Origin of the sequence: Natronomonas amylolytica, assembly GCF_037031205.1 — an archaeon.
Lineage (GTDB): Archaea > Halobacteriota > Halobacteria > Halobacteriales > Haloarculaceae > Natronomonas > Natronomonas amylolytica.
On record NZ_JAYEZM010000002.1, the window covers coordinates 126,733 to 151,689 of the forward strand.

Annotated in this window: 29 protein-coding genes and 1 pseudogene; 18 read left to right on the top strand and 12 right to left on the bottom strand. The window is 57.9% G+C overall.

What is annotated here, in order from left to right:
* Positions 1 to 29: 29 nt before the first annotated feature.
* Entirely contained in the window at positions 30 to 287 is a 258-nt protein-coding gene (locus tag U5914_RS03600; protein WP_336134229.1) for a DUF8139 family protein, read from the bottom strand.
* A gap of 313 nt (positions 288 to 600) precedes the next feature.
* Between U5914_RS03600 and U5914_RS03605 the strand changes: the two genes are divergently transcribed.
* The 6 genes from U5914_RS03605 (at position 601) to U5914_RS03630 (ending at position 5,074) form a co-directional block, all read left to right on the top strand.
* Positions 601 to 1,431, top strand: a complete 831-nt coding sequence (locus U5914_RS03605) for a ParA family protein (RefSeq protein WP_336134230.1) — start codon at positions 601 to 603, stop codon at positions 1,429 to 1,431.
* Positions 1,424 to 1,801 carry a DUF8160 family protein gene (locus tag U5914_RS03610; protein WP_336134232.1) on the top strand — a complete coding sequence of 126 codons (378 nt, stop codon included), beginning with the start codon at positions 1,424 to 1,426 and terminating at the stop codon, positions 1,799 to 1,801. Before U5914_RS03605 ends, U5914_RS03610 begins: the two co-directional genes overlap by 8 nt.
* A 292-nt stretch (positions 1,802 to 2,093) precedes the next feature.
* Entirely contained in the window at positions 2,094 to 3,152 is a 1,059-nt protein-coding gene (locus U5914_RS03615; protein WP_336134234.1) for a DUF91 domain-containing protein, read from the top strand.
* A gap of 284 nt (positions 3,153 to 3,436) precedes the next feature.
* On the top strand, positions 3,437 to 3,583 hold the full coding sequence (locus tag U5914_RS03620) for a hypothetical protein (RefSeq protein ID WP_336134236.1): 147 nt from the start codon (positions 3,437 to 3,439) through the stop codon (positions 3,581 to 3,583).
* A gap of 260 nt (positions 3,584 to 3,843) precedes the next feature.
* Positions 3,844 to 4,410: a hypothetical protein gene (locus U5914_RS03625; RefSeq protein WP_336134237.1), complete on the top strand. Its 567-nt coding sequence runs from the start codon at positions 3,844 to 3,846 to the stop codon at positions 4,408 to 4,410.
* Between the two features lie 112 nt (positions 4,411 to 4,522).
* On the top strand, positions 4,523 to 5,074 hold the full coding sequence (locus U5914_RS03630; RefSeq protein WP_336134239.1) for a hypothetical protein: 552 nt from the start codon (positions 4,523 to 4,525) through the stop codon (positions 5,072 to 5,074).
* A gap of 352 nt (positions 5,075 to 5,426) precedes the next feature.
* On the opposite strand, the gene U5914_RS03635 is transcribed toward U5914_RS03630, so the two are convergent.
* Together U5914_RS03635 and U5914_RS03640 are read right to left on the bottom strand one after the other, a co-directional pair.
* Positions 5,427 to 6,566, bottom strand: a complete 1,140-nt coding sequence (locus U5914_RS03635) for a hypothetical protein (protein ID WP_336134240.1) — start codon at positions 6,564 to 6,566, stop codon at positions 5,427 to 5,429.
* 142 nt (positions 6,567 to 6,708) lie between these two features.
* Positions 6,709 to 6,957 (bottom strand): hypothetical protein, encoded by a 249-nt coding sequence (locus U5914_RS03640; RefSeq protein WP_336134241.1) that lies wholly within the window; start codon positions 6,955 to 6,957, stop codon positions 6,709 to 6,711.
* A 280-nt stretch (positions 6,958 to 7,237) separates the two neighbouring features.
* On the opposite strand from U5914_RS03640, the gene U5914_RS03645 reads away from it, so the two are divergent.
* From U5914_RS03645 to U5914_RS03660, 4 genes are all read left to right on the top strand, one after another.
* On the top strand, positions 7,238 to 8,308 hold the full coding sequence (locus tag U5914_RS03645) for a hypothetical protein (RefSeq protein ID WP_336134242.1): 1,071 nt from the start codon (positions 7,238 to 7,240) through the stop codon (positions 8,306 to 8,308).
* Between the two features lie 102 nt (positions 8,309 to 8,410).
* Positions 8,411 to 8,629, top strand: a complete 219-nt coding sequence (locus U5914_RS03650; RefSeq protein WP_336134243.1) for a hypothetical protein — start codon at positions 8,411 to 8,413, stop codon at positions 8,627 to 8,629.
* A gap of 49 nt (positions 8,630 to 8,678) precedes the next feature.
* A complete protein-coding gene (locus tag U5914_RS03655) occupies positions 8,679 to 8,876 on the top strand; it encodes a DUF7557 family protein (protein ID WP_336134244.1) in 198 nt (65 codons plus the stop codon).
* Positions 8,873 to 9,271, top strand: a complete 399-nt coding sequence (locus U5914_RS03660; protein WP_336134246.1) for a PIN domain-containing protein — start codon at positions 8,873 to 8,875, stop codon at positions 9,269 to 9,271. The genes U5914_RS03655 and U5914_RS03660 overlap by 4 nt, the downstream gene beginning before the upstream one ends.
* Positions 9,272 to 9,536: 265 nt before the next feature.
* Here U5914_RS03660 and U5914_RS03665 read toward each other — a convergent pair whose 3' ends face one another.
* On the bottom strand, positions 9,537 to 9,743 hold the full coding sequence (locus U5914_RS03665) for a hypothetical protein (RefSeq protein ID WP_336134248.1): 207 nt from the start codon (positions 9,741 to 9,743) through the stop codon (positions 9,537 to 9,539).
* A gap of 372 nt (positions 9,744 to 10,115) precedes the next feature.
* Between U5914_RS03665 and U5914_RS03670 the strand changes: the two genes are divergently transcribed.
* Positions 10,116 to 10,331: a hypothetical protein gene (locus U5914_RS03670; RefSeq protein WP_336134250.1), complete on the top strand. Its 216-nt coding sequence runs from the start codon at positions 10,116 to 10,118 to the stop codon at positions 10,329 to 10,331.
* Between the two features lie 114 nt (positions 10,332 to 10,445).
* Here U5914_RS03670 and U5914_RS03675 read toward each other — a convergent pair whose 3' ends face one another.
* Entirely contained in the window at positions 10,446 to 10,883 is a 438-nt protein-coding gene (locus U5914_RS03675; RefSeq protein ID WP_336134251.1) for a hypothetical protein, read from the bottom strand.
* A gap of 500 nt (positions 10,884 to 11,383) precedes the next feature.
* Positions 11,384 to 12,517, bottom strand: a complete 1,134-nt coding sequence (locus U5914_RS03680; RefSeq protein ID WP_336134252.1) for a hypothetical protein — start codon at positions 12,515 to 12,517, stop codon at positions 11,384 to 11,386.
* 1,062 nt (positions 12,518 to 13,579) lie between these two features.
* Between U5914_RS03680 and U5914_RS03685 the strand changes: the two genes are divergently transcribed.
* Positions 13,580 to 13,837, top strand: a complete 258-nt coding sequence (locus U5914_RS03685; RefSeq protein WP_336134254.1) for a hypothetical protein — start codon at positions 13,580 to 13,582, stop codon at positions 13,835 to 13,837.
* A 35-nt stretch (positions 13,838 to 13,872) separates the two neighbouring features.
* Here U5914_RS03685 and U5914_RS03690 read toward each other — a convergent pair whose 3' ends face one another.
* A complete protein-coding gene (locus tag U5914_RS03690; protein WP_336134255.1) occupies positions 13,873 to 14,439 on the bottom strand; it encodes a hypothetical protein in 567 nt (188 codons plus the stop codon).
* A gap of 90 nt (positions 14,440 to 14,529) precedes the next feature.
* Here U5914_RS03690 and U5914_RS03695 point away from each other — a divergent pair.
* Together U5914_RS03695 and U5914_RS03700 are read left to right on the top strand one after the other, a co-directional pair.
* A pseudogene (locus U5914_RS03695) lies at positions 14,530 to 15,105 on the top strand (DsbA family oxidoreductase); the annotation flags it as partial.
* A 63-nt stretch (positions 15,106 to 15,168) separates the two neighbouring features.
* A complete protein-coding gene (locus tag U5914_RS03700; protein ID WP_336134257.1) occupies positions 15,169 to 15,300 on the top strand; it encodes a hypothetical protein in 132 nt (43 codons plus the stop codon).
* On the opposite strand, the gene U5914_RS03705 is transcribed toward U5914_RS03700, so the two are convergent.
* Positions 15,297 to 16,208, bottom strand: a complete 912-nt coding sequence (locus U5914_RS03705) for an oxidoreductase (RefSeq protein ID WP_336134258.1) — start codon at positions 16,206 to 16,208, stop codon at positions 15,297 to 15,299. The two genes, U5914_RS03700 and U5914_RS03705, sit on opposite strands and share 4 nt — an antisense overlap.
* A 129-nt stretch (positions 16,209 to 16,337) precedes the next feature.
* Here U5914_RS03705 and U5914_RS03710 point away from each other — a divergent pair, with 129 nt between their 5' ends.
* Together U5914_RS03710 and U5914_RS03715 are read left to right on the top strand one after the other, a co-directional pair.
* Positions 16,338 to 17,078: an ABC transporter ATP-binding protein gene (locus tag U5914_RS03710; protein WP_336134259.1), complete on the top strand. Its 741-nt coding sequence runs from the start codon at positions 16,338 to 16,340 to the stop codon at positions 17,076 to 17,078.
* On the top strand, positions 17,075 to 18,502 hold the full coding sequence (locus U5914_RS03715) for a hypothetical protein (protein WP_336134260.1): 1,428 nt from the start codon (positions 17,075 to 17,077) through the stop codon (positions 18,500 to 18,502). Before U5914_RS03710 ends, U5914_RS03715 begins: the two co-directional genes overlap by 4 nt.
* A gap of 12 nt (positions 18,503 to 18,514) precedes the next feature.
* Here the strand turns inward: U5914_RS03715 and lpdA are convergent, their stop codons facing one another.
* Positions 18,515 to 19,939 (bottom strand): dihydrolipoyl dehydrogenase, encoded by a 1,425-nt coding sequence (gene lpdA, locus U5914_RS03720; RefSeq protein ID WP_336134261.1) that lies wholly within the window; start codon positions 19,937 to 19,939, stop codon positions 18,515 to 18,517.
* A gap of 125 nt (positions 19,940 to 20,064) precedes the next feature.
* On the opposite strand from lpdA, the gene serB reads away from it, so the two are divergent.
* Both serB and U5914_RS03730 read left to right on the top strand, forming a co-directional pair.
* Positions 20,065 to 20,697, top strand: coding sequence for a phosphoserine phosphatase SerB (gene serB, locus U5914_RS03725; protein WP_336134263.1), 633 nt, complete (start codon positions 20,065 to 20,067; stop codon positions 20,695 to 20,697).
* 66 nt (positions 20,698 to 20,763) lie between these two features.
* Positions 20,764 to 21,030: a hypothetical protein gene (locus U5914_RS03730; RefSeq protein WP_336134264.1), complete on the top strand. Its 267-nt coding sequence runs from the start codon at positions 20,764 to 20,766 to the stop codon at positions 21,028 to 21,030.
* 1 nt (position 21,031) lies between these two features.
* On the opposite strand, the gene U5914_RS03735 is transcribed toward U5914_RS03730, so the two are convergent.
* From U5914_RS03735 to U5914_RS03745, 3 genes are all read right to left on the bottom strand, one after another.
* Positions 21,032 to 22,315, bottom strand: coding sequence for an O-acetylhomoserine aminocarboxypropyltransferase/cysteine synthase family protein (locus U5914_RS03735; RefSeq protein WP_336134265.1), 1,284 nt, complete (start codon positions 22,313 to 22,315; stop codon positions 21,032 to 21,034).
* 122 nt (positions 22,316 to 22,437) lie between these two features.
* Positions 22,438 to 23,646 (bottom strand): homoserine O-acetyltransferase MetX, encoded by a 1,209-nt coding sequence (metX, locus tag U5914_RS03740; protein WP_336134267.1) that lies wholly within the window; start codon positions 23,644 to 23,646, stop codon positions 22,438 to 22,440.
* Entirely contained in the window at positions 23,643 to 24,941 is a 1,299-nt protein-coding gene (locus tag U5914_RS03745; RefSeq protein WP_336134269.1) for an O-acetylhomoserine aminocarboxypropyltransferase/cysteine synthase family protein, read from the bottom strand. The genes metX and U5914_RS03745 overlap by 4 nt, the downstream gene beginning before the upstream one ends.
* Positions 24,942 to 24,957: the final 16 nt, after the last annotated feature.

The following is a 24,957-nucleotide window of genomic DNA, read 5'->3' on the forward strand; positions in this document are numbered from 1 at the left end:
ATCCACTTGAGTCTCCAAAAGAAAGACTACTAACCGCGATTATCCGGCACTAAATCTTGGTGGCGAAATGAAACCGGCAGCTCTTCTTTTGTTTCCATGTCTTCGACAATATAGGAGTATGCATCTGTAGCTCGACCGGTTTCTATATCGAGATCATCGCTGAGAATATCTACAACCTCGCAGACCCGCCCGTGGTATTGCGAATCAGGATCGCCAGAGCTGACATAGACCCATACTCGATCACCAATTGAGTAAGGTTCAGTTGGAGGTTGCGGGATATCTTCCATCAATGAATTTTGGCTCTACCAACTGTCTCAGTCCATCGCTCTGTTCGCACACCTGTTTTCAATATTGCCAATTTACGGTAGAACCGTCGGCCAAAGGTAGGTTAACCAGCATACGGGGACTGACTGAGAGTTGCCTTGAGAGAATATTCTTCGATCCCCTACATCGTTGTCCGATATCGGGCGAGGGCGTTCCTCTCTTCGATAAAAATTGAATGGCCAGACTAGTTAGAACGCTGGCGGTAGACGGTCTGCAGTTCGCCGTCTGCCACGTGTCCGACTGAGGGTTAAGGCGGTCTAGAAGAGATAATGTGATATGAATGAAATGAATGGAACGAGCGGGGCGAGTGAAACGCCTGTCCTCGCGCTGATTAACCAGAAGGGTGGCGTCGGCAAAACGACACTCACCGTCCACGTCGCAGGCGCGCTCGCCGCGCGCGGGCTGGATGTCCTCGTTGTTGACGCGGCGCCAGAAGGTGCGCTTACGTCGATTCTCGGCTACGATGTCGCCTACGAACCAAACCGAGACGTAACGCTCCATGAACTAATCCTCGAACCTATCGAGTACGCCGACCGTGTCGACGACATCATTGAGTCCGGCGAGGAATTTGATCTCTTACCAGCGAACGAACGCATGGTCGATAACACCGCAAAGTCACTCGAAGGAGAGCCGCGGGCCCGCGAGCGCCTTGAAATGGTGTTTGACACCATCGACGGCTACGATATCATCGTTGTCGACAACGCTCCGTCGGTGAATACGCTGACCGACAATGCGCTCATCGCCAGTGACAGCGTTCTCGTGCCACTCTACGCCGAAGCGCTCTCCGTTCAGGGCCTTGATCGTCTTCAGAAGCAAGTGCAAGGAATCGAGCAATATTACGGCGATGTTACGATTCTCGGGTTTGTCCTCAATCGCGTCGAGCAAAACAACCAGTCGGATGCGATGGTCGAACAAGTCCGAGTGAACTTCGGCAACGCCTTCGAGATTTTCGAGATTCGGAAGCGTGTCGCGCTGCAGCGTCCGCTTGCCAGCCAGCAGCGTTCTGTGTTCGCCGTTGAGGAATCGACAGATATGGAGGCCGTCTTAGAGAACATCGCTGCGCTCGCCAAACGTGAGCTGCTCAAGGAGGAGACTACCAATGTCTGATGGCGAGAAAAACGAGGAACTGGGTGAGACGACGGAGAAACTGGGTGGCATCGCTGGTCGGTTCGGAGATGATGCCGATACCACAGATACACAGGAAACAAACGAAATGACTGAAACGAGCGAAACGACGGGAACGCCGGTGCCGGGCGACGACGAGTTTCGCATCCGGGAGCATTGGAACGGGCGGACGGTCTACCTCCCTGACGGCGTCGTCGACGACCTCGACATCCGCTATCAAGAGCTTTCTTTAGAGTGGCAGAGGGAGTACGGCGAGCAGCTGCCGAAGAACGAGCGGTTCTATCCTGCGGTGGTGGAGGCAGCGCTTGAAGGCACGTCGGTTAGATCGTGTCTCGGGCTTGACGATCGGTAGCTTGCAGTATTGATATGCTAAAATGGGAGAATCAGGCTCTGTTAAAGCCTTTATCGACTGATTCGACCAGCGTGCTGAATGCAGTATCCGGAATCAGCAGGCCAGTCTTTAATCAAGGAGTTCCGTCTAAGCCAGTTGTACGTCCGCTTGCCGAGGAGATGAAGTCATGAACTCCTTCTTCGAATTGTCAATATTTTCTCGCCAGATTGAGACCGAGACAGAGGCAGACTGCGAGAAGCCCTGAGATGACGGCACAAACGCATATGTTGCTGCTGTTGGTAGGGGTTGGTACATGATTTTCTCGGTGAACCAAGAGGATGCAAAATTGGAGCGCCTTCCAGAAGAGGAATTCACGAAGCTCGATATTCTTGAACGGGAGGATCTTCAGGAGTGGGCGATTGAGGAGCCTCAGGTGCTTGGTGAGGAGTTACTGGTTATCACATCAGAGTATGCGAAATTTGCGGACTTGCGAGAACGACTCGATATTATGGCGATCGACCCGGATGGGAAATTGGTCGTTGCAGAATTGAAACGCGATAAAGCAGATCGGACAACCGACTTGCAGGCGATTAAATACGCCAGTTACTGTGCGACTCTTACTGCTGAGGAAGTTCAAAAGGACTATCGAGAATTCTGGAGTGATCGGAAAGACGACGATCTAACGCCGGAAGAGGTGGGAGAAACGTTCGCTGAGTTCCTGAATCAGAGCGTGATTGACGATGTACCGTACATGGATGATGGGTGGGCGAACTTCGAGCTTGACGACACGCCGCGGATTCTGCTGGTCGCGGGTAGTTTTGGGCCGGAAATCACATCGCCAGTCATGTGGCTGATTGAAGAATATGACATGGATATCACTTGCACCCGTATTCAAGCATACAAGCATCGCAATCGTGTAATTTTGAATAGCCAGCAAGTGATCCCGATTCCAGAGGCGGAAGAATATCTGACGAAACGCCGAGCGAAACAGGAGAAACAAAAACAGTCGTCAGTCACGTTCACGCTGCCTGCGCTATTAGATCGCGGCGTCTTGGAACCGGATGATATCGTCATCTTCGACGAGAGCAAAGTTCCTGAAGGAGCTGATCGTGAATGGGATTTAGATGACGACTACTGGCGGGCTCGCGTAACGGGGGAGACGGGTCAACAAAACAATCTTGAGTGGCTGCATAATGGAGAACTGTATTCGTTTACCGGGTTAACCAGAGAGATTCTCTACCAGCAGGTTGGACGGGACAAAAACGATCCACTTAACGGCTATGCGTATTGGACTCATCCTTCGTTTGATCACCGGACACTCCTCAGCCTCCGCGAAGCGGATGTGACCGGCGAAGACCGAACTAATGGGTAGATGCCTCTCCAACGGGTCGCACACACTACTACTCGCCACTCCGGATTGCTCAACACAGACAAGAAATGATAGAACCCCTTCGAATTCTCTATCAAACTTCTTCCAAGTGCGACGATATGAATCAAATCTTTCAGTAGCGACCGTGAGACGAGCCTATGACCAGTATTTGTGAATTCTTAGTGTGAAAGCTCTCTGTGAAATGCGACTGTGAATGATACGTCTCACAAGTCGTAACTCTTCGTGATTGCTGGTACAACTATCTGTTCGCATGCTTTAATGTCGATATGGTCGAAAACGGGAAAGAACCGTATCCGGACGTTATTGAAGAGACGACGATAGGCTGGCCGGACGACGATGAAGAACTTGATTTTGATGAAGACGCCGGCCCAGAGGAAGGCAAGGAGCCGTACCCAACCAACGATATGGAATAGTCATATCGATCTTACCTCTGATTGAACCGTTCGGGCAGACTAGCTTTCCCAAATGAAGGGCAGTATGAGCTCCGAATTTCGGAGGCATACCGTTGGATAGACGAGATTCGACATGGCCAATCCATTATACGTAGTTGAGGCTCTCGTCAAATCGGAAAACAGAGCAAATCTCTCCTTGAAGAATCTCTGGAATTACTATCGGACACCAAACCTATCGGGAGCAGTACTTATTTACATCCGGCGACGGCAGGATTCGTACCTTGGAACCATTAGAGCCAAATGAAGATATTGGTGAGCTATTGAATATTCAGTTTTCTTTGACTTTTCTTGACCAAGCGAGGGGGAGGGTCAGTGGTGCAACAAGCCGAGCGTTCGCCACCAACGAGACAGAAGAAGACGAAAAACGACTCCAGGAAGCTATCGATGAAGGGTGGGAAGTTGTCTATCTGTCAGGAGATGGTGAAATTGACAACAAAAATGGTGTTCCGACAGTAGCGCCCAGCAGTGATGCGGTCGATCTCGAAATTTGTGTATTCAAAAACGGGTGGGTATACCGTCAGCTTGAGTGGCTCCACGATGAGCAATTGGTCGAGTATGTAGAAGGCCGACAGGAGAACATTGATCAATTAACAGAAACGGTCACGGAAGCTATAACTGAGGAACTTGATGAGTGGCCGAAGGTCACACAAGTGACGAAGGACGGTGAACTGGTGCCAGGCAAATATACCTTCGAGAAAACGGGCTTCGTTGGTAGTGCGTCGGAAGCTGTCGCACACGCGTCTGGATATAACCGGGCAATCAAAGAGGTTCTACAAACTGAAGAATGACAATCATTACGCGGACATCACCGATCAGATCGGCGAACCCGTTATCACTACGGACTTAAAAAGCTGTAGGGCGAGTCTTTAAAAGTGACAAGTGGGGTATTCTGGGTGCAGTATGAAAGAAGAAACGAACCACGCTGATCAGTCAGCGCACGCAGACGAAGATATCGTATTGGAAGCACAGACACTTCGACGGCTGAATTCGATTCAAAAGGCTGACGAGAGCTGTGATGACGTTCTCACTCGGCTACTGGATAACGCGGTCAAGAATGTCCCCATCGAAGAGATCATGACAGACCTTCTCGACCAGTTCGAGGAGGCTGTAAGCATCAACGTCGAGCTCCCACCTCAGCACCCGAACCCAGGAAAAATGTTCATCTCGGTGCATACCGGAAACGTCGGGCTCGAAGAATACGTCTCGCTCTACGACGGCACAGAATCTCGTGCCGTAATCGAATCCAACGCCGGCGACCAATTCTGCCTCCTGTTCGACGTCATCGCCACCTGCGACGGGCCTAAAATGGAGACGATGAGCACGACGCCCATCTATGCGACCAACAGCATTCTCGGGACAGACTCGATCTCGCTCGACGAAGGACTCGACCAATTGCGATCAAAGATTGGAAAGCCCAGTGAAGAGCTCCGAGACCTCGTCAACGATTATTAGGTCGCCCATCCGTTTATAACGCAAAAATCGGTATTTTTGAAACGCTCAGTTATGGACACCTCGTGAGCACCGAAACGTCCAAGCTCTGTATATCCCTCGTGTCCCACAGGGTGTTTTCATCTGAAAAGTTTTGAATCAGCCTCAAGAACGAGCGTGCGAATAGTTCATCTTTGAGTCAGAACGCCTGATGAATCAATATCAAATGCCTGATTATCGTCATCAGTGGGATAATAGTGGACGTGGTTTTGGTCGGTTAGGAAATTGTTGTCCTCATAATCTAGCCATTACCTGTTTCGGCGGCAGATATGTCTAAAGAATAGGATTTCAACAGAGCCAAATATTACAATTTGAATCACGAGTTCTCACGACTCTCTATAAACATTGCCTTGGCAGACGATTCTCCTTTATTATATGAAAGAACCTTAGCCAAAATAATATCCCCTGTATCTATATCCTCGGGTATATCCTGGACAAATATCTTGAACCCCTCTACCTCACAAACAGCATCTCTTCCTCTTTGATGGTGGGGTGTTATATCAAACACACCCATCTTTCTAACATCTCCAATATCAACCGGTGGTGCACGTTTTGCTGCATCTTTATGCGCTTGTTGGGATTCTTCAATTTCAGTTAGATCTAATCCTCTTTCTATACCCCATGCGACTCCATTCTCATTTTGGGGCGAAAGACGCCAATACTGCACATTATCCTTCCTATCAAATATATTGTCTTTTATACCGTGGAATATGCTGTTGTCAATGTCCCTCGACAATTCTAGTCGAGGCTCAAGGTCAGACTTCTGCCCTATATAATCTATAGCACTCTCTTTCTCCTGTTGTGGCTCATCACTATAGAAATGTACATGGAACCTTCTATCTTCGGTTGTTAATGTTGCCCGCTCTGATCTTTCCTTATAGTATAAGATTTCTTCAATATCTACGAAAGGTATCTCGGCAGATAGTACCCACTCAGAACTCTTAGACAATTCTGATATTCTGTGACTTAGTGTAAATACTAAAATGCGCTTGTTGGTAACGATTATCCTAGAATAGTCGCTAAGATCTATATCCCAATCCCCACCTTCTTCGCTTTTTTCTATTACTTCACTTTTACCAGTATCATAGTCAATTTCTTTACTCATCTTCATCTCCGGTCTTGCTCTAAATATATAGTGTATTGTTTCTTCAGATATATTGTCTGATAATTTATTAATGAAATTATTGAATAGCTTATCTTCTAATATCGTTGGTTCTTGTTCTAAATGATCATTTCTACTATCCCCGTCAGATGATAAGATATTTTTCGATAATTTTGATAAAATACCTCCACTAGATTCATCTGATTTTTTATCTTGTAAGTAACCATCTAATGTCCCCTCGTAGTCACTATTCCTTCTTATATAGTATAGAGCATGTAATTTGTCAATATCTGCAGATTTACTCCTCGAATCTGATAAGAGCTCGTGCACCCTTTCTAACTCAGTATTATTCATGGTATTTTAACCGAGATCATTCACTTAACATTATTGGCGTATTCAGATTGATTCCTATACTGCCTCTATTAACCGATTCGTCCGGCGTCTGTGGGTTGGTTATGGTAGGGCCTTGTCGGCGACTGTTAAAGGTGCTGTAGGCTTACTCTGCCATGACGACCGTAATCGTGTAGGGGTAACCTTCATAGCGGAAATACTGCTCCGCGTGGCGAACTGAATCTGGGTCGTACTCGGAATAGGATTCGAACTCTTCTTGGATTTCGCGGAGGATTTCACCACCGAGGGGCTTCCCAACGAGAGCGGTACCACGGTCGTTTCTCGCTGTACTCGTCGGGGTTGTATATCTCTTCAATGACTTCCTCGTGCTTTTGACCCGCTTCTTGTAACCCATCAGCGACAGAGTCGAACGAAAGCAGGTTGGTCTCTTCGACCGGCGTAACCGGTACGTCTTCTGGGATTGGTTTCGTGAGTCCGATTTCCAAGACTCCGCTATCACCCCGTCAACGCCGAAACAGCCACCGAGTAGCGCGACCGTAAGGAGGGATAAACACTCACGCTGTTCCATACGACAATAATACAAATTGATATTTATTAACTGGGGAAATTTATTTATGCACCAGCGTGGGAATCGTTCACCAGCACGAAATACCGACGGATTTCGATACTAACCTATGGCATATACAGCGATTTACGAGGGTGAGGAACGGGGAGCGTTTGAAGTTCCTTTCCAGGAGGACGCGTACTGCATCGAATGTGGGGCGAGGATGCGTGTCTGGAGGGAAGCTGAAGATGGAACCGCCCGCCACTTCAAAGAAGTCGGGAATATGGGTGGCGGAGGTGGAGGCCACGCGGAGGGATGTGGCGGAGGTGAAAGCGACGATCACCAGAAGTGGAAGAACTTCGCCGCCGAGCGCCTGACCGAGGTGTTCGATAATGTCGCCGAGGTGTCCGTGGAGATGCCACTCGCGGCGCCAAAGACCGGCAAAGAACTCCGTTCAGCAGATGCTGCGGTGATGTTCGAGGAACGCGACAACCAGCTGGGAAGCGGGTTGGCTGTCGAAGTTCAACACAAGAACGAAAGCAAGGACATCGAGGCCACTACCCGAGACTACGTTGCACAGGATGCCGCCGTTGTCTGGCTTTCAGGCGACGACTTCCACGCAGACGGGTGTCGGTTGACTGAGGCTGACTTCAGGAAGCTTGCCGAACAGGCGGTGAGCATCTCGATGTTCAGGGATGAGAACCACAGAAGCGATTCTCGATTTACGGAATTTGAGATGCTGATGCACAAAATTCGGGTGGATCGGGAGTTGCTAAATGTCGAAGATTGCGACTATCACCTTGAACCCCGCGAGTCTCACGTACCCGCCACACTACCGCCCGAATGGCACGACGAAGAGGCACTCTCGATATGGCGATCCCAAGATTGGTCGTCGCTATTCAGCGGTTACGACTCCAAGGACTATATCGAGCGGTTCAGAGACCATTTCACGACCGAGGGGTGCCGTGCGACTGTCGAGTTTGAGTTGTTGGTTCCAGAGGAGAGTCTCCGGAAGTGGTACCGGAAGGGAGTCAAAGATAGTTCAACCAAAGGCAATCGATTCTACGTCACCTGCCCGAACTGTGAAAGCGTCTCCGGGCCATATAGCCCAATGATGTCCTCTGGTACCCGACAATGTAGCTGTGGCACTACGTTCAGGATCGATATCGATAATCACCGAGCAGGGAAAATCATCGAGTGACTTCGACAATCACAGTCGAACATGAGGACTGCACGTTCGGTATCCGAGACCACGACACCGGCGTCACGACGCAGGACAAACTCGAAGATCGAGGTACTGTTGGTGCTCGCAGATGCCCTCCCTGCCTACGAGGCGTCTGACGACGACCTCCTCGAAATGGCGACAGACATCTTTGTCGCCGACGACCACGAGAAGCAAGAGCTATTGCAGATACTGGTGCGGGATTTGGAATTAGTGGGAATCGACGACTGGGACGTCAACGATTCGGGCTGGGCTGACGACCTTCCAGACCTTAGCGAAGACGAGGACGATTCGGAGTGACCTCCAAACCGGCGTAACTTAGTTATCTCTGTATGCAGTCTGTATACACATGAGCACGTCCATCCGGGTTTCCGACGACACGAAGGAGATGCTGGAGCGGCTGAAACGGGAAGACGAGACGTTTGACGAACTCTTAGAACGCCTTGCACAGAGCGAGAAGCCCATCAACATCGGCGCGTGGAGCGAAGATCAGGCCGACCGCGCACGAGAGGCCGTAGAGCGCTCTCGGAAGAGCTTCGAGCGGTGACGTTCCTCGATTCCTCCGTCATAATCGATATGCTCGAAGGGGTGCCGGACGTCGTCGAATACGTCGAAGACCGCTCTCAACCCTACCTCACGTCCTCGGTCTGTGTCTTCGAGGTGATCAACGGACGAGTTGGGACGGGAGAGACGGACGTCGTCGATGTACGCCAGGAGTTCGGCGGTGTTCACTCAATCGACCTGAACGAGCAGATTGCCCTGGGGGCGGCCCGGCTCCAAGACCAGCTGATGGACGACGGGGAACGGATGGCTGCCCGTGACCTTCTCATCGCGGCGACCGCGCGGTCTACTGGGAGTGAACTTGTTGTCGCGGACACCGACTTCGAGACCCGATTTTTCACCGACATCATGGACGTCACGAACCTCCGAACAGAAGACTGAGGCCTGTTACTCACTCTCGTACTGTTTCTCGTTGTATTTCCTAAAGACCAGTCGGAGCTCCTACATCGACTAAATCAGGAATGGGATTATTCTAGACGCCGCGAGACTGAACCAGCCGTAAGACCGAGCCTGCATACAGAGTAAGTGATTCATCGAATGATAGCCGAGAAAAACGAGGTAGTTATGCTGAATACAGAGGCTTCATTCAGCACGATTGACTAGACCTATCACCGATAGACGGTTTCAATAAAGCCAGTCTATAATATTATCCCTGCATTTCTTTTGCTTTTTTGTAAGCATCAAACGCGACCAAAATAGCGATGATAGGATAAAAAACCGCCCCAACAACGCTTATCACAAATGTTGATCCACAGATAAATGCCACAATACCGCGTTTCCATAGTCCGAGATAGAAATGCCCGATTCCCGGTATTACACTCAGTACAAATGCTATCAAAGGCGAGTTCGCCATGCCCAAGATGTTGCTACTTAATAGTATAAAATTAATTAATCAAATGAAACCCATTTCAAGCAGGGCGCGGTCGAAGACCTGAGCCGACCTGGCCCACGGGACTTCTCCATCACCGAAGCCCATCTCCACTTCAACCAGTTCAACATCTACAACGACCGAACCACTATCTCGATAGATTTCTCACCATCTACCCCGCTCACAGCGAGCTCAGTTTGCATGATCTCGGCTCTCACCGAGATAAGGGATACGTTTATACCGAATTATTACCATATTTTATCCATGTTTGACCCGTTTGACTCGAAGGAAGAGCGAAAACGTCAGCAGGGACGGCGAAACCGGCTACGGGGCCAAATCGCGGAGGAACAAGCACGTGTGGACTACGAACTGAGCGGCTGGGAAACAGTAGACAACCACGAAGGATACGATTTCACCGCTCGTCGTCGAGATCCCTTCACTGGCGAAGTCCTCGAAGAGCGGAAAGTGGAGGTAAAATCAGGTAGTTCGGACCTCACGAAGCGCCAGCGAGAGGAGAAGCGTGGGAGCGATAACTACGAGGTTTACCGCATCGATCCGCCCTTCCTCTTCTGATTTTCCATTCTGTTGGCTGTACAAACGGATTACCCTTCCCTGAGGAAAGGGTACCACTTATTGAATATACTTTCAGCAACGGTTTTATTTTTGGTGGGCTCTGGCTGGCTGGTGTTATAAATGTCCCCCCAATAAGTCGTTTTTGTCTCCCCTTGAGTCATCCTCGGTGAAGACTTCGCTCCGTTTTTCGGTGGTATCTGTGGTGGTGTCTTGAGCCGTCCCTTGCCATTCGATTCCAGATTTTCTGTCGGTAGTGAAGTAGGACTTGTTCTGGATATCGTCTCGGCCTCGCAGTACTGTTGCCTCAATGTACCCTCCCTTGTCAACGACGTCGTCTGAGGTGATTTTGACCCAGAATTCGTCATCAACTTTTTTTGAGGTCTCGATATGAATGAGGTCGTGTCCTCGGTCGAGTGGATTTTTTGCTAATATTTTCTTGCCTCTCTTATTCGAGTGGATTTCGACTTTGAGGTAATCTTCAGTACGTGGTCGGTGTTTGCCTTTTTTGAGCGCTTTGGCACCATCATCTGTCTCCCTCACCCCGAGTACCATGTGATATTTGTTGTCATGGTTTGTTATAAAATCACGTGGAGGTGCTGATTGTCGGTAATCCTTTACCCCAGACTGTTGATGTTTTAGTTGCGTCCAGAATTGGTTGACCGGCAGAATAGTGGGTGTATGATTTTAGTGCGGCGTAATTGAGCTCGTATAAAAACTAACTGTGAGTCTGCAATACGTGGATGTAGTTCGGACTCGTTCCCCGGAACAGCGAAGAGGAGATAGGCGGATCAGATTCGGTATGAATCTGACTCGCCGTTGGAGTAATCTAAAGTCGTTTGCTTGTCGGAAGCGGTAGTGGCATCTTCCCACGCCTCTGCCCCTGTAGCGAGATCGTCCAGATCGCGCTCAAGCCGCTCGATATGCTCCGTTAGCTCTTCGGCGGAGAGTGTTCGTAGCCGGCGAAAAGCTGGGTCTATATCGGGGGTGATACCACCTCCACAATTGTCGGAACGCGTAGAAGCCAATCTGAATCCGAATTCGTGAGACGGGTTCTATCGGGGATCTTCTGGAATGCCCATCGGGATCGCGTATTCCATCGACTCAAACACCGGTTGATACCTTTTCATGAACCTCTCAATATACTCATCCTGAACATCTTCTACTTCACCACACTCACAACACCTTCTCATTACGTTCTCCGATCGGAAATCCCCATCAATGTATGGCACAAATGGTTCCTCACAGTCGTCGGAAAATTGACTATCACGATATCCAAAGAATAGGCATGAGGAACAATAGTTCGATCCGTACTCAGGAAGTCCGTCGCCACATCCTGGGCAGTATTCACCTTCTTGGATTCCTTCTAGGGTTTCTTCTTTCTCTCTCTTCGATAGTCCGGGCTGTTGATGGGCAAGTTGATTTTGAGTAACGTCTTCAGTAACCGGTGTACTTTCTACTGCTAACTCAAATACCGGTAGTGGTTGGTTTCCCCAACCTAACCGATGAGCGTGACTCCGAACGGCAGTCTCTCGCCATAGATTAATCCCATATTTGACGGTCTGATGACGTTCCCTTGCCGCCCACCAGAACACCTCCTCATCCTCCCGACGTCGGAACGAGATATAGTCCGCAAGGGCGACAGCGGTCACATCAGTAGCATATGCGACCATCGGGTTCTTTCGTGCCCCGATTGGATCTATGTCGGCCTCCTCCCGATTTTTGGGTTGCCTGAACAGATAGGGAACCGGCAGTTCACCCAAAGGTACTTTCTGGTTTCTGATTCGATCCAGTAAATCGAGACAGTCTGTACATACGTCAACGGGGCGATCGGGTATAGCAAGCCAGTCTCCGGCTAACTGGTAGTACTCATCAACTTGATCTCTGCTACTGAATTGGCTCTGAACGTGTTTCTGAAGATTTTGGTGTTGCTTCTGATTCTTTGGCAAGTTTGCGATTCGCCAATTAACCTCCGAATCACCAGCGATGTGTTCCCGAATTTGGTTTCTATTTGTCTGCCTACTTCGCTCTTTTCGATGAATTCCGGCGCCGCAAATCCAGCAGATGCTGCTGAATCCAGAGATAACTGCTTCCTCAATTCCTGTTCTGGCAAGGTCTCCGATGCTGTATTCGCTGTTCTTTACCGCTCGATGTATGTTGTCGGGGAGGCGGATTGAAGGAGTGTTCATGTGGCATGTGGCATAATTTGGTTAGCATCTCTGTGGCACCGACGTTTTGGGTTGTGGATTCGTTTTATCTGCTGCATATACGCGATTAGAGCCTCTTACTTGTAAATTTACCTAGGACAGTTTTATATACCCATAGCAATACATCAAGAGTGCCGCCGCTGGAAGTGCGGATTCCCGCCCGTTGGCGCGGGCGGGCCAGCACGGCCCCCCTTCTCGGGGGAAGCCGAGAACTCCGGGACATCACAACTGTCCCGGACTACACGAGATGACAGCATCAGACCACACAAGGCGTACGGGTAAAACCGTAACGCTGACGGCGGAAGTGCCGGCGGAGACGTCGGCTTCGACAGAGGTACAGCTAGAGGTCGATATAACAACTCGGAGGAAACGCTGCGAAGACGGCGGGGAATCCGAGCAGTCCGTAGCGTGCGAACCGGATACCGAGAAACCGCTGGAACAGCTGTTCGGTGAGTCGCAGAGCAGGAACGGAGGGGGTGACAACCGATGAGTACGACCAGCGCTCCCCGCATCAAGCTCTCGAAGCACTTTCGAGAGCGGTGGAGTGAGCGTAGGGATGGCCGCCTTCCGCGTGAGGCTGTCCGACTGGCCCCGAAGGTCGAACTGCTAAGCGGGAACGAAGAGGAGGATAACCGATGAGTACGACTGGTGCGTCCGCGCGGCACGGGAAGAGCGGCCTCGGCCCTCATCGCATCAAGCTCTCGAAGCACTTTCGAGAGCGGTGGAGCGAGCGTGGGGATAGCCGCCTTCCGCGTGAGGCTGTCCGACTGGCCCCAAAGGTCGAGTTAGTAGCAGCCGGTGACGGAGGTCGCTACGACGCAGAGGAGGTTCGCGTGTACGCACCCGGAGACAGTAGCCTCGAAGAGCCGCTGGCATTTCTCATCCGCGACCGAACTGCCGTGACGGTAACGCCCCTTCGGGAGGGCCTACGTCCGGTGGGAATGAAGCGCTGCGGCCAATGTGGGGGCGCCCACCTCTTCGTCGCTAACCGAGGTTGTCCGTACTGTTCGACAAGTATGCGCGGTATTCAGGAGGCAACATAACATGGCTAACATCAAAGCGGTTTGTGACGGGTGTACCGAGGAGTTCAATCCGAAGAAGAACGCGGCTTCGAAGAGAGCGATAACGCTCTCCGGTGCGGGAACCGGCGCAATGGCGGGGTCGAGTGTCGGCATCGCCGCCGGGCCGCTCGGTGCGATAGCGGGAACCGGGCCGGGAGCTGTCGTGGGTGCGATGGCGGGTCACTTCGTCGACGAAAAATGGGTGAAGTGCCCGCACTGTGACGAGACACAGCTGGTGTAGCTGAAACCCTCTTTCTCGTCTATCAATCGCGGCTTTTAGATATCGAATTCGCGCCGTACGCGCTCGGTGTGGCGATCGTCGCTCACGCGCCAGAGCCCTTGTGGCCAGAACGATTTCTCGTAGTCGAGTAGCTCGTTCACCGTCTCTGGCTCAACATCTATCGAGTCGTCATAGTCTTCGACGACATAGACATCAAGTGCTGGGCCGCCGCCCCAGTATTCGTCGCGGATATACTCGGTGTGAGCCATCGGCCCGACGCGTCCGGTTGCAGTATACCGACTCATCGAGTTGCGGTAAATCAGCAGCGAATCACCGGGTTCCATCCGTTCAAGATTGCGGCGGTTACGTTTCCAAGTTCCTTGTTCGGGATCGGTTCTGACACCCCAAACGCGAGCCGATTCTGGAAACGATTCCGGGCGCTCGTCCCATCCCGAGAGGTCGAGGGGCTCGGCGAGTGTCCGCTGGAAGGATGGCTCATCGACCGGAACCAACCAGAGACTCATGTGTCCTGCCTCAATCTGTGACATCAAAAATGATGTGCCCATAATACCGGCTTTTTGATATTCTAAACCCACGGAAGAACGTCTGATACATGGATTCATTGTCGTGATTCCGCCATTTGAGTTCCCCTACGGCATCTCTATGGGACGGTTTCTGAACGATTTCAAAGCACTAGTACATCTCCACATAACTGCTATCTCGGTTACGCGTCGCTGGAGCAGTACCGCGAGACCCGCGAGGAACCGCTCGAAACTGACTGGCATCCCTTCGACCTCCGGGCCGGCAAGCGCAACGCCGACGGCTCCATCGACCATTCGGTCGACGACGGCAAGGACGAGGCGTACTTCGAGGAGGCCCGCCGGAACGTCGAGCGCCTCGCCGAGAAGTACGACGCCGAGATGGCCCAGACGCTCGTGAAGGACGTCGACTCCTACGATGCCCAGCGCGTCGCGTGGCGCGCCCGAAACGACTACCCCGACGCCTTCGAGGCGTTCCATCGCAGCGTCTTCGACGCGCTCTGGGAGGAGGGCCGCGACATCGGCGACGTCGACGTCCTGAAGGACCTCGCGAGCGAGGCCGGCATCCCCGAGTCGTTCGTCGAGGAGACGCTGGCCGACGAATCCAGCGAAGCCGACCTCGAAGCCGCCTTCGAGAGCGCCCAGCAGACCGGAATAACGGGAGTCCCGACCTTCGTCTCCGAGGACGACCACGCCGCCCGCGGTGCCGTGCCGCCGGAGCAACTCCGGCGACTCGTCGAAGGCGCCTGACGCCGGATGGCGGCGGGGGATTTTTATACTGCCACCGGTTCTTGTGTCGTGCGAACGATGAACATGACGCTGCTGCATACCGACGACGGCGACCGATACGGGCAACTCCGACTCGACGGGACGCTCGTCGTCTACGACCGGGAGAACGCGAACGCGTGGGCGCGCGTCGCCTCCGCTACCGAGGTCCGAACCTAACACTCAACGCCGGTCGACTCCACCGAGATGTCCCACAGCCGTGCGGCCGTCTCCTCGTCGTACGAGCGGCCGCTGGAACGCTGTTCCTCCGGCGCTCCACGCATGTCGAGGAGGCCACCGGGGCCGACGTACTCGCCGCCGTCGATATCGTCGGCCGTCGCCGCGTACAGCATCGGCAGCGCGCCCTGTGCGGCCGACTGGGCGAACACCCGATTGAAGACGCCCATCAGCGCCTTCTTGAGCCGCGACCCCTCGGCTTCGGGGCCGCGATACTGGAGGTTCGTCGCCGCGAAGCCGGGATGGCAGGCCACGCTCGTCACCTCGTCGCCGTATCGACGGTCGAGTTCGTAGGCAAAGAGGACGTTCGCCAGTTTGCTCTGGGCGTAGGCGCCCCACTTGTCGTAGGAGGCCTCGCCGTGGAGGTCGTCGAAGTCGATTTCGCCGCGGGCGTGGACGCCGCTGGACTGGGTAACGACGCGCGGGCTCTCGGCGGCCCGGAGCGCGTCCAACAACAGGCTCGTCAGCGCGAAGTGGCCGAGGTGGTTGACGCCGAACTGCTGTTCGAAGCCGTCCTCCGTCTCGTCGCGCGGAATCGCCATCACGCCCGCGTTGTTACAGAGGACGTCGATTGCGTCGAGTTCCGCCTCGGCCGTCGCCGCGAACTCGCGTACGGAATCCAGCGACGCGAGGTCGAGTTCCCGCACCGAAAGCGAGGCGTCGGGGACGTCCCCGCGAACGTCGCTCGCGGCCGCGCCGCCGCGGTCGACGTCCCGGCACGCCAGCACGACGTGGGCGCCCTGCCGGGCGAACGCTCGGGTCGCTTCGAGGCCGAGGCCGCTGTTGGCGCCGGTGACGACGACCGTCTTGCCGGTGCAGTCGGGCATCTCGTCGGTGGTCCAGCCGGTCATATCGGGAGGTCGGCCGCCAGCGGGTTACGTCTTCGGAGACGGGAAACCGCCGCTGCCGATGTATAAACGGCGACTTCGCTCTCGTAACGCCCGCAGGGTATAGGCCCCCCGGGGACGAACCCCGAGCGAATGGCGGCGATTCAGACGCGCGAGTTGACGAAACGCTACGGCGACGTGGTCGCCCTCGACGCGCTCTCGCTTTCGGTCGACCGCGGCGAGTGCTACGGCTTTCTTGGCCCCAACGGCGCCGGGAAATCAACCACTATCAACATCCTCACCGGCCAGTTGGTGCCCGACGCCGGCGAGGCCCGCGTCGTCGGCGTCGACCCCGTCGAGACGCCCGTCGAGGCGCGCAAGCACGTCGGCATCCTCCCCGAGAGCGGCCGGCCCCCCTCGTTTCTGACCGTCCGCGAATACTTCGAGTTCGCGGCGGCGACGCGGGACCTCGACGACGCTACCGTCGAAAATCGGGTCGAGACGTGGGCCGAGCGACTCGAATTCGCCCACAAACTCGATACCCTCTGTACGGACCTCTCGCAGGGCGAACGTCAGAAGGTCCTCATCACGCAGGCGTTCCTCCACGAGCCCGAGGTGGTCTTCATCGACGAACCGCTGACGAACCTCGACCCCATCATGCAGGAGCGGGTCAAGCGCTTCTTCGAGACCTATCGTGAGGCCGGCAACACCCTCTTCCTGTCGACCCATTTCGTCGAGACTGCGGCCGAGGTCTGCACGCAGGTCGGCATCATCAATCGGGGCCACCTGCTGGAGGAGTTGCGGCCCCGCGGGATGGACGGCGACGAACTGCTCGACCGCTTCTTCCAGTCGGTCGACGAGGACATGGCCGCGGCCGAACTCACCCAGCAATGAGCCTCTCGACGCGCTACCTGCTCCGAATCATGGCCGTCGAGGAGTTCCGACTCCACGGCCGGCTGTTCGGCGGCCGCCGGTTCGCGCTGTTCCCGGTCTTCGTCGCGCTCGTGGCCGCCGGCACCGCCGCGTTCTTCGCGCTGGCGAACGCCGAAACGGGCCTGCTCGTGTCCGGACTGCACCTCGTCGTCGCCGCCCTCGGCCTGCAGGTCGGTACGGTCGGCCTCGTCGGCCGAGACGCCCTCGAAGACCTGCTCGGCGAGACGACGTTGCTGCTGTTTTCGGCTCGCACACTGCCCGTCTCCGCGAAGAAACTGCTCGTCGCCTTCCTCGTCAAGGACGTCGGCTACTACGCCGTCCTCTTCCTGCTGCCGCTGACGGTCGGTCTCGTCCCGCTGGTCGTGATGGCCGACCTGCCGGCCAGTCGCCTCCCGCTTCTGTTCCTGACGACCTCCGGGATGTTCGCCGTCGGCGTCGCGTCGAGTTTCGCGCTCGTCGGCATCCACACCCGCTCGCGGACGGCCGCCCTCGCTATCGCGCTGGGCACCATCGCCGCACTCGTCGTCGACAGCGGCCGCCTGCTCGTCTTCACGCCCTACGGCCTGCTGTCGGGAATTCGGCCGCTCACCGTCGTTGCCAGCCTCGCGCTCCCGCTCTGTCTCGGCGTCGTCGGCACCGCACTCTTCGAGTTCGACCGGCGGACGCCATCCCGGACGGCCGTCGACCGGTTTCGGGCGCTGCACGCGAAACTGGGTGGCGTCGACGAACAGGGCCTGCTCGCGAAATCGCTGCTGGACGTGGTGCGCTCGTCGGGCGGCCTCTGGAAGGTCGTCTTCTCGCAGGGGCTGGTCTTCGCCGTCCTCGCGGTACTGCTGGCCTACCTCCCCGACGTGGTGCCGGTCCGACCCGAACCCGGCCTCACCATCGCCGCCGTGCTCGCGTTGGGCTCGTTTACCACCTACAACTGGCTCTGCCAGTTCGACGATACGGCCTTCTACCTCCGGTTCCCCGTCTCCCTGCCCGCCGTCTTCCGGGCGAAACTGCTGGCGTTCTGCGGCCTCGCGCTGCCCGCGGGCTTTGCCTTCCTCGCGCTCGGGTCGGTCGTCTTCGGCACGGGGACGATGCTCGTCGGCATCGCGGTCTTCGCGCCGCTGTGTCTCTACGTCTTCGGCGTCACGGCCTACATCGCCGGCCTCGAACCGACCGAACTCCTCTTCGATACGCCCGTCTTCGCCGGGTTCACGCTGGCGATGATGGTCGTGCTCATCCCGCTGGTCGTCGCCGCCATCGCCTTCCAGTTGGCGCCGACGCGACTGGCGCTCGGCAGCGTCGCCTACGCCGTCCTCGCCGGCCTCGCCGGTCTCGGCTTCTATCGGCGTGCCGGCCGGCGGTGGGAGAAGAAGGCGCTGACCGGCGACGATTGAAAAGGGGGCCGGCTACCGGTTCAGCGTGTGGGTCGCCTCGCCACGAGCGTTGGCGGCGGCCTCGCCGACGGCCTCCGACAGCGTCGGATGGGTGTGAATCGTGGCGGCGATGTCCTCCAGTTGGGCGCCCATCTCGATGGCCAGTCCAACCTCGGCGATGAGTTCCGAGGCGTCGGGGCTGACGATTTGTGCGCCGAGGACGAACTTGGTTTCCTCGTCGGCGACGATGCGGACGAAGCCCTCGTCGGTGCCGAGCGTGAGCGCGCGGCCCGAGGCGCGCAGCGGCATCTCGCCGACGATGGGGTCGAAGCCCGCCTCCTCGGCCTCGCTTTCGGTCATGCCGACCGTCCCGATTTCGGGGTCGGTAAAGACCGCAGCGGGGACGGCCTGATAGTCGAGGGCGGCGGGTTCGCCGGCGATGACCTCCGCGGCGACGTGGCCCTCCTTGTAGGCCTTGTGTGCGAGCATCGGTTCGCCGGCGACATCGCCGACGGCGAAGATGTGCTCGACGTCGGTGCGGGCCTGATGGTCCGTCTCGAGGAAGCCGGCGTCGTTCGGTTCGAGGCCGGCGGCCTCGGAAGCGACCGTGTCGGTGACGGCCTGCCGGCCGACGGCGACCAGCACCTTGTCGGCGTCGTACTCGAAGGTCTCGCCGTCCTCGGTTTCGGTGGTGACCCGTGCCTGTCCGCCGACCTCCTCCCAGCCCTGTGCGGCCTCGCCAAAGGTGAATTCGACGCCCAACTCCTCGGCACGGCCGCGGACGATGCGCGTAACGTCGTCCTGATAGCCCGGCAGGATGTCGTCGAGCATCTCGACGACGGTCACCTCACAGCCGAGTTTGGCGAGGACCGTCGACAGTTCCATGCCGATGTAGCCGCCCCCGACGACGACCATCGAATCGGGGAGTTCGTCGAGGTCCAGCACGTCCTTCGAACTGAGGATGTGTTCGCCGTCGAACTCCAGTCCCGGCAGCTGAATCGGGCGGCTCCCGGTGGCGACGATGGCGTGTTCGAACTCGATGGTCTCGCTGCCCTGCCCCTCGCCGCCGTGGGCGACGCGGGCGGTGTTCTCGTCGACGAACTCCGCCCGTCCCTGCACGAGGTTGACGCCGTTGGCCTTACAGAGTTTCTCGACGCCGCTTGTCAGTTGGTCGACGACGCCGTCCTTCCAGCCGACCAGCCCCTTGAGGTCGACGTCCGCGCGGGCGTGGATGCCCATCGCCTCGGCGTTGTTGACCTCGTGGGCGAGGTTCGTTCCGTGAATCAGCGCCTTCGAGGGGATGCACCCGTCGTTGAGGCAGGTGCCGCCGTAGGCGTCCTTCTCGACGAGCGTGACGTCGAGTCCCAGTTGTCCGGCGCGAATCGCGGCGACGTAGCCGCCGGGGCCGCCACCGATAATCAATACCTCCGTCCCTGTTGCGATATCTCCGACGACCATTCGTTAGACAACCACTCGGCCGCCGGGGTTAAAAACTGGCAGGAATTGCCGTTGGGACTGCAAGCCCGGCCAACATCCCTGACCCGAACCGGACGTTTTGTGACCCCCGGACCCCCACAAGCAGTATGCTCATCGCCTTCGACTTCGACGGGACGCTCTCCGATTCGGAGATGACCGTCCTCCTCGGCGAGGAAGCCGGCGTCGCCGACGAGATCGACGAGATTACGGAGCGGGCCATGAACGACGAACTCTCCTACGCGGAGAGCCTCTACGAGCGGGCCGAACTGCTCGACGGCCTCCCCGAGGCGAAGGTCGAATCCGCCTTCGACCGCGTGCAGTTGCGCCCCGGCGCATCCGACGTCATCGCCGCCCTGCAGGAGGCGGGCCACCACGTCGCCATCCTCACCGGCGGCTTCGACCGCGGCGTCGCCAAGGCCCTCGAGGCCGAGGGCGTCTCGGTCGACACCATCGTCGCCAACCGCCTGCCGATGCGGAACGGGAAACTGACCGGCGACGCCGAGGGGCCGCTCATCGAGGGGACGAAGGACGACGCCCTCGACGACCTCGCCGCGGAGGTCGGCGTCGAGATGGCCGACACCGTCGCGGTCGGCGACGGCGCCAACGACCTGCCGATGCTGGAAGTCGCCGGCCTCGCTATCGGCTACGAACCCAAACCCGCGGTCGAACCGCACTGTGACGTCGTCGTCGAGTCGATGACGGACCTGCTGGAGTTGCTCGAAGCCAAGGGCGTCCTGTAGCGAGTCCTCCGGATGGTCCCCTGCGTCTGACGCGGTTTTATCTCGTCAGACGACCTACACGCGGCTATGGGAATTAAGGGAACGCTACTGTGGCCGTTCGCCAAAATCGCCGGGTGGGTCGACGACAACCCGCTGAGTGCGGTCGGTGTCGTCGTCGCCCTCGGGGCGGTGGCCGCGTTGCTCGTCTCTGCGAACCTCGTCCTGAGCGGTGGCGGACAGGCGATGACGGGAGGTACCGCCGCGACGGCCATCTCCGAAACCGTCCGCGCCCAACCGGCCTACGCCGTCATCGCGCTGGCCGGGATGGCCGTCTTCCTCTTCTACGACGGGTAAGTCAGGTCGCTTCCTCGATGGCCGCATCGAGGTCCGCGATGATGCCGTCGACGTCCTCCAGCCCGACCGACAGCCGCACGAGGTCGTCGGTGACGCCGCTTGCCTGCTTTTCCTCGTCGGTGAGTTGCTGGTGGGTCGTCGAGGCGGGGTGGATGATGAGCGTCTTCGCGTCGCCGACGTTCGCCAGCAGGCTGGCGAGGTCGGTCGATTCGGTGGTCTGCTTTGCGGCCTCGTAGCCCGCTTCGAGGCCGAAGGTTATCATGCCGCCGTAGCCGTCGAGATACTTCGAGGCGTTGTCGTGGGTTTCGTGGCTTTCGAGGCCGGGGTAGGTGACCCACGAGACTTCGGGGTGGTCGTCGAGGTACTCGGCGACGGCCATCGCGTTCTCGCAGTGTCGGTCCATCCGGAGCGGGAGCGTTTCGAGGCCCTGAATCGTCGTCCACGCGTCGAAGGGCGCCTGCTGGTTGCCGAGGTCGCGGAGGCCGCGGGTCCGGGCGGTGTAGGCGAAGGCCGCCTCGCCGAACGTCTCGGAGAAGTTGATGCCGTGGTAGGCGGGGTTCGGCTTCGCGATTTCGGGGAAGCGGTCGGCGTGCTCGTCCCACGGGAAGGAGCCGCCGTCGACGAGGATGCCGCCGATAGTGGTCCCGGAGCCGTGAATCCACTTGGTCGTGGAGTTCCAGACGAGGTCGGCACCGTGTTCGAGCGGGCGACAGAGTGCGGGCGTGGCGAAGGTGTTGTCGACGAACAGCGGGACGCCGTTGTCGTGGGCGATTTCCGCTAATCGTTCGAAGTCCGGCGTCACGAGGGCGGGGTTGCCGATGGTCTCACAGTGGACGAAGGCGGTGTCCTCGTCGATGGCGTCGGCGTAGGCCTCGTAATCGAGCGTGTCGACGAACCGGGTTTCGACGCCGCGGCGCTCGACGGTGTGGGTGAGGTAGGTGTAGGTCCCGCCGTACAGCGACGACGCCGAGACGATGTTGTCGCCCGCCGACGCGAGGACGAACGTCGCGAGGTCGAAAGAGGCCATCCCCGAGGCGGTGGCGATGGCGGCGACGCCGCCCTCCAGTGTCGCCAGCCGCTCTTCGAGGACGGCGTTGGTCGGGTTCATGATGCGCGAGTAGATGTTCCCCGGCTCCCGGAGCGCGAAGAGGTCCGCGGCGTGTTCGGCGTCCTCGAACTCGTAGGAGGTGGTCTGATAAATCGGTGGGGCACGAGCGCCCGTCGTCGGGTCGGCTTCCTGTCCTGCGTGCAGCGAGTCGGTGTGCAGGTCGTCTCTGTCGGCCATACCTGATTCGAGACGTGCCCGGGGATAAATACCGACCCTCGTGACAACGCTATCCGGAGTCTATGACGCGGTCATACGGATCGTTGTAGTCGCTTACCGGCGAGCGCCCGGTACAATCGGTGTCAGTCCGAAAAGAGGCTGGTGTGGACGGGCGCGAACTCGTCGCCGTCGTCGTCGCGTTCGACGGTGTCGGAGACGGCCTTCCCGCGGACGCCCGACGCGAGGAAGTCGTCGACGGGCGGGCCGACGCGGTCCGGTTCGACGAGGAAGGCGTCGTGGCCGTGGTCCGAATCGATGACGTGGTGGGCGGTGGCGGTGTCGCTGGCGCGGAACGCCTCCGCGAGCGACTCGGATTGTTCGGTCGTGAAGTGCCAGTCGCCGGTAAAGGAGACGAGCAGGGCCTCGCCGTCGAAGGCGGCCAGCGCGTCGGCGTCGCTCTCGTAGCCCGAGGCGAGGTCGTAGTTGTCCATCGCCCGCGTGAGGTAGAGATAGGAGTTGGCGTCGAACCGCTGGGCGAACTTCTCGCCCTGATAGTCGAGGTAGGACTCGACCTCGCGATAGGGGAAGAAGCCGGCGGCGGGGTCCGAGGGGAACGTATCGCGACCGGCGTCCATCCCGGCGGAGCGGCGGCCGAACTTGTCCTCCATCGAGGACTTCGAGAGGTACATGACGTGGCCGAGTTGGCGGGCCAGCGCCAGCCCGTGAGTCGGTGGGTCGCACTCGTCGCCGTAGTAGTCGCCGCCGTTCCAGTCGGGGTCGGTCGTTATCGAGCGGCGGGCGATGGCATCCAGCGCGAGACACTGGGGGTCCAGTCGCGCGGCCGCGGCGATGACGATGACGCGGTCGGCGTGGTCCGGGTGGCGTTTCGCCCAGTCGAGGGCGTTCATGCCGCCGACCGACCCGCCGATGACGGCGTGCAGGTTCGGAATCCCCAACTCGTCGAGCAGGCGGCGCTGGGCGCGCGTCCAGTCGCCGACCGTGACGGCGGGGAAGTCGGTCCCCCACGGTTCGCCCGTCTCGGGGTTGATGGTCGCCGGCCCCGAGGAGCCATAGCAGGACCCGGGGATGTTCGCGCAGACGACGAAGTACTCGGTGGTGTCGACGGCCTTGCCGGGGCCGACGATGTCGTCCCACCACGCGTGGGCCTGCCCCGCGGTGTCCGCGCGGCGGCGCGACCCGGCGACGTGGGCGCTGCCGGTCAGGGCGTGGCAGACGAGGACGGCGTTGTCGCCGGTAAACTCGCCGTAGGTCTCGTAGGCGATTTTCAGGTCCGGAATCGACTCGCCGCACTCGAAGGTGAACTCGCCGAGGGAGACTGTCTCCTGTGTCATAGTACGCTATCCAGATCCGCGATGATGTCGTCGACGTTCTCGACGCCGACCGAGAGCCGAATCAGGTCGGGCGTGACGCCGCTTGCGCGCTGTTCCTCCTCGGTCAACTGGGCGTGGGTCGTCGATGCGGGATGGATGACGAGCGTCCGTGCGTCACCGATGTTGGCGAGGAACTTCGCTACTTCGGTGTCCTCACAGACGCGCTTGCCGGCCTCGTAGCCGCCTTCGGGGCCGAAGGCAATCATGCCGCCGTAGCCCCCCTCCAGATATTTCGAGGCGTTGTCGTGGGTCTCGTGGTTTTCGAGGCCGGGATAGGTGACCCACGCGACTTCGGGATGGTCGTCGAGATACTCGGCGACTGTCCGTGCGTTCTCACAGTGGCGTTCCATCCGCAACTGGAGGGTCTCGACGCCCTGGAGGGTCGCCCACGCGTCGAAGGGCGATTGCTGGTCGCCCAGCGTGCGGGTCGCGCGCTGGCGGGTGGCCATCGTAAAGGCGCGGTCGCCGAACCGCTCGGTGAAGACGACGCCGTCGAAGGCGGGGTTCGGGCCGCCGATTTCGGGATACTTCTCCGGATACTCCGCGAAGGGAAAGGAGCCGTCGTCGACGAGGATGCCGCCCAGCGTCGTCCCGGAGCCGTGAATCCACTTGGTCGTCGAGTTCCAGACGATGTCGGCGCCGTGTTCGAGCGGCCGACACAGCGCCGGGGTCGCGAAGGTGTTGTCGACGACCAGCGGGACGCCGTGGTCGTGGGCCACGTCGGCGATGTCCTCCAGCGGCGGCGTCACCAGCGAGGGGTTGCCGACCGTCTCACAGTGGACGTAGGCGGTATCGGCGTCGATGGCCTCGGCGTAGGCTTGCGGGTCGAGGGTGTCGACGAAGCGGGCTTCGATGCCGCGGCGGCCGGCGGTGTGGGTGAGGTAGGTGTGGGTGCCGCCGTAGATGGAGGACGCCGACACGACGTTGTCGCCGTCCTCGGCGAGGACGAGCGTCGCGGCGTCGAGCGCGCCCATGCCCGAGGCGGTCGCGAGGGCGTCGGTACCGCCCTCAAGCGAGGCCAGTCGCTCCTCGAGCGCGCGGACGGTCGGGTTGGCGATACGAGAGTAGACGTTGCCATCGTCCTCCAGCGCGTACCGAGAGGCCGCGATATCGGCGTCCGGGAACTCGTAGGAGGTCGTCTGATAGATCGGCGGCGCGGCGGCGCCCGTCTCGGGGTCCGGCCCCTGCCCGACGTGCAGACACCGGGTACCGAACCCGAGGCCGTCGCCCCCTCGCTGCTGCTCGTCGTTACTCATGTATGGTATGCATATC

What these genes read in the sequence shown, in the direction of transcription:
- metX (WP_336134267.1), bottom strand. Translation starts at nt 23,646, where the DNA reads ATGACACAGGAGACAGTCTCCCTCGGCGAGTTCACCTTCGAGTGCGGC.
- U5914_RS03600 (WP_336134229.1), bottom strand. Translation starts at nt 287, where the DNA reads ATGGAAGATATCCCGCAACCTCCAACTGAACCTTACTCAATTGGTGAT.
- U5914_RS03645 (WP_336134242.1), top strand. Translation starts at nt 7,238, where the DNA reads ATGGCATATACAGCGATTTACGAGGGTGAGGAACGGGGAGCGTTTGAA.
- U5914_RS03655 (WP_336134244.1), top strand. Translation starts at nt 8,679, where the DNA reads ATGAGCACGTCCATCCGGGTTTCCGACGACACGAAGGAGATGCTGGAG.
- U5914_RS03700 (WP_336134257.1), top strand. Translation starts at nt 15,169, where the DNA reads ATGACGCTGCTGCATACCGACGACGGCGACCGATACGGGCAACTCCGA.
- U5914_RS03620 (WP_336134236.1), top strand. Translation starts at nt 3,437, where the DNA reads ATGGTCGAAAACGGGAAAGAACCGTATCCGGACGTTATTGAAGAGACG.
- U5914_RS03715 (WP_336134260.1), top strand. Translation starts at nt 17,075, where the DNA reads ATGAGCCTCTCGACGCGCTACCTGCTCCGAATCATGGCCGTCGAGGAG.
- U5914_RS03610 (WP_336134232.1), top strand. Translation starts at nt 1,424, where the DNA reads ATGTCTGATGGCGAGAAAAACGAGGAACTGGGTGAGACGACGGAGAAA.
- U5914_RS03730 (WP_336134264.1), top strand. Translation starts at nt 20,764, where the DNA reads ATGGGAATTAAGGGAACGCTACTGTGGCCGTTCGCCAAAATCGCCGGG.
- U5914_RS03675 (WP_336134251.1), bottom strand. Translation starts at nt 10,883, where the DNA reads ATGGTACTCGGGGTGAGGGAGACAGATGATGGTGCCAAAGCGCTCAAA.
- U5914_RS03705 (WP_336134258.1), bottom strand. Translation starts at nt 16,208, where the DNA reads ATGACCGGCTGGACCACCGACGAGATGCCCGACTGCACCGGCAAGACG.
- U5914_RS03710 (WP_336134259.1), top strand. Translation starts at nt 16,338, where the DNA reads ATGGCGGCGATTCAGACGCGCGAGTTGACGAAACGCTACGGCGACGTG.
- U5914_RS03680 (WP_336134252.1), bottom strand. Translation starts at nt 12,517, where the DNA reads ATGAACACTCCTTCAATCCGCCTCCCCGACAACATACATCGAGCGGTA.
- U5914_RS03745 (WP_336134269.1), bottom strand. Translation starts at nt 24,941, where the DNA reads ATGAGTAACGACGAGCAGCAGCGAGGGGGCGACGGCCTCGGGTTCGGT.
- U5914_RS03685 (WP_336134254.1), top strand. Translation starts at nt 13,580, where the DNA reads ATGGCTAACATCAAAGCGGTTTGTGACGGGTGTACCGAGGAGTTCAAT.
- U5914_RS03690 (WP_336134255.1), bottom strand. Translation starts at nt 14,439, where the DNA reads ATGAATCCATGTATCAGACGTTCTTCCGTGGGTTTAGAATATCAAAAA.
- U5914_RS03735 (WP_336134265.1), bottom strand. Translation starts at nt 22,315, where the DNA reads ATGGCCGACAGAGACGACCTGCACACCGACTCGCTGCACGCAGGACAG.
- U5914_RS03605 (WP_336134230.1), top strand. Translation starts at nt 601, where the DNA reads ATGAATGAAATGAATGGAACGAGCGGGGCGAGTGAAACGCCTGTCCTC.
- U5914_RS03615 (WP_336134234.1), top strand. Translation starts at nt 2,094, where the DNA reads ATGATTTTCTCGGTGAACCAAGAGGATGCAAAATTGGAGCGCCTTCCA.
- U5914_RS03630 (WP_336134239.1), top strand. Translation starts at nt 4,523, where the DNA reads ATGAAAGAAGAAACGAACCACGCTGATCAGTCAGCGCACGCAGACGAA.
- serB (WP_336134263.1), top strand. Translation starts at nt 20,065, where the DNA reads ATGCTCATCGCCTTCGACTTCGACGGGACGCTCTCCGATTCGGAGATG.
- U5914_RS03665 (WP_336134248.1), bottom strand. Translation starts at nt 9,743, where the DNA reads ATGGCGAACTCGCCTTTGATAGCATTTGTACTGAGTGTAATACCGGGA.
- lpdA (WP_336134261.1), bottom strand. Translation starts at nt 19,939, where the DNA reads ATGGTCGTCGGAGATATCGCAACAGGGACGGAGGTATTGATTATCGGT.
- U5914_RS03635 (WP_336134240.1), bottom strand. Translation starts at nt 6,566, where the DNA reads ATGAATAATACTGAGTTAGAAAGGGTGCACGAGCTCTTATCAGATTCG.
- U5914_RS03640 (WP_336134241.1), bottom strand. Translation starts at nt 6,957, where the DNA reads ATGGGTTACAAGAAGCGGGTCAAAAGCACGAGGAAGTCATTGAAGAGA.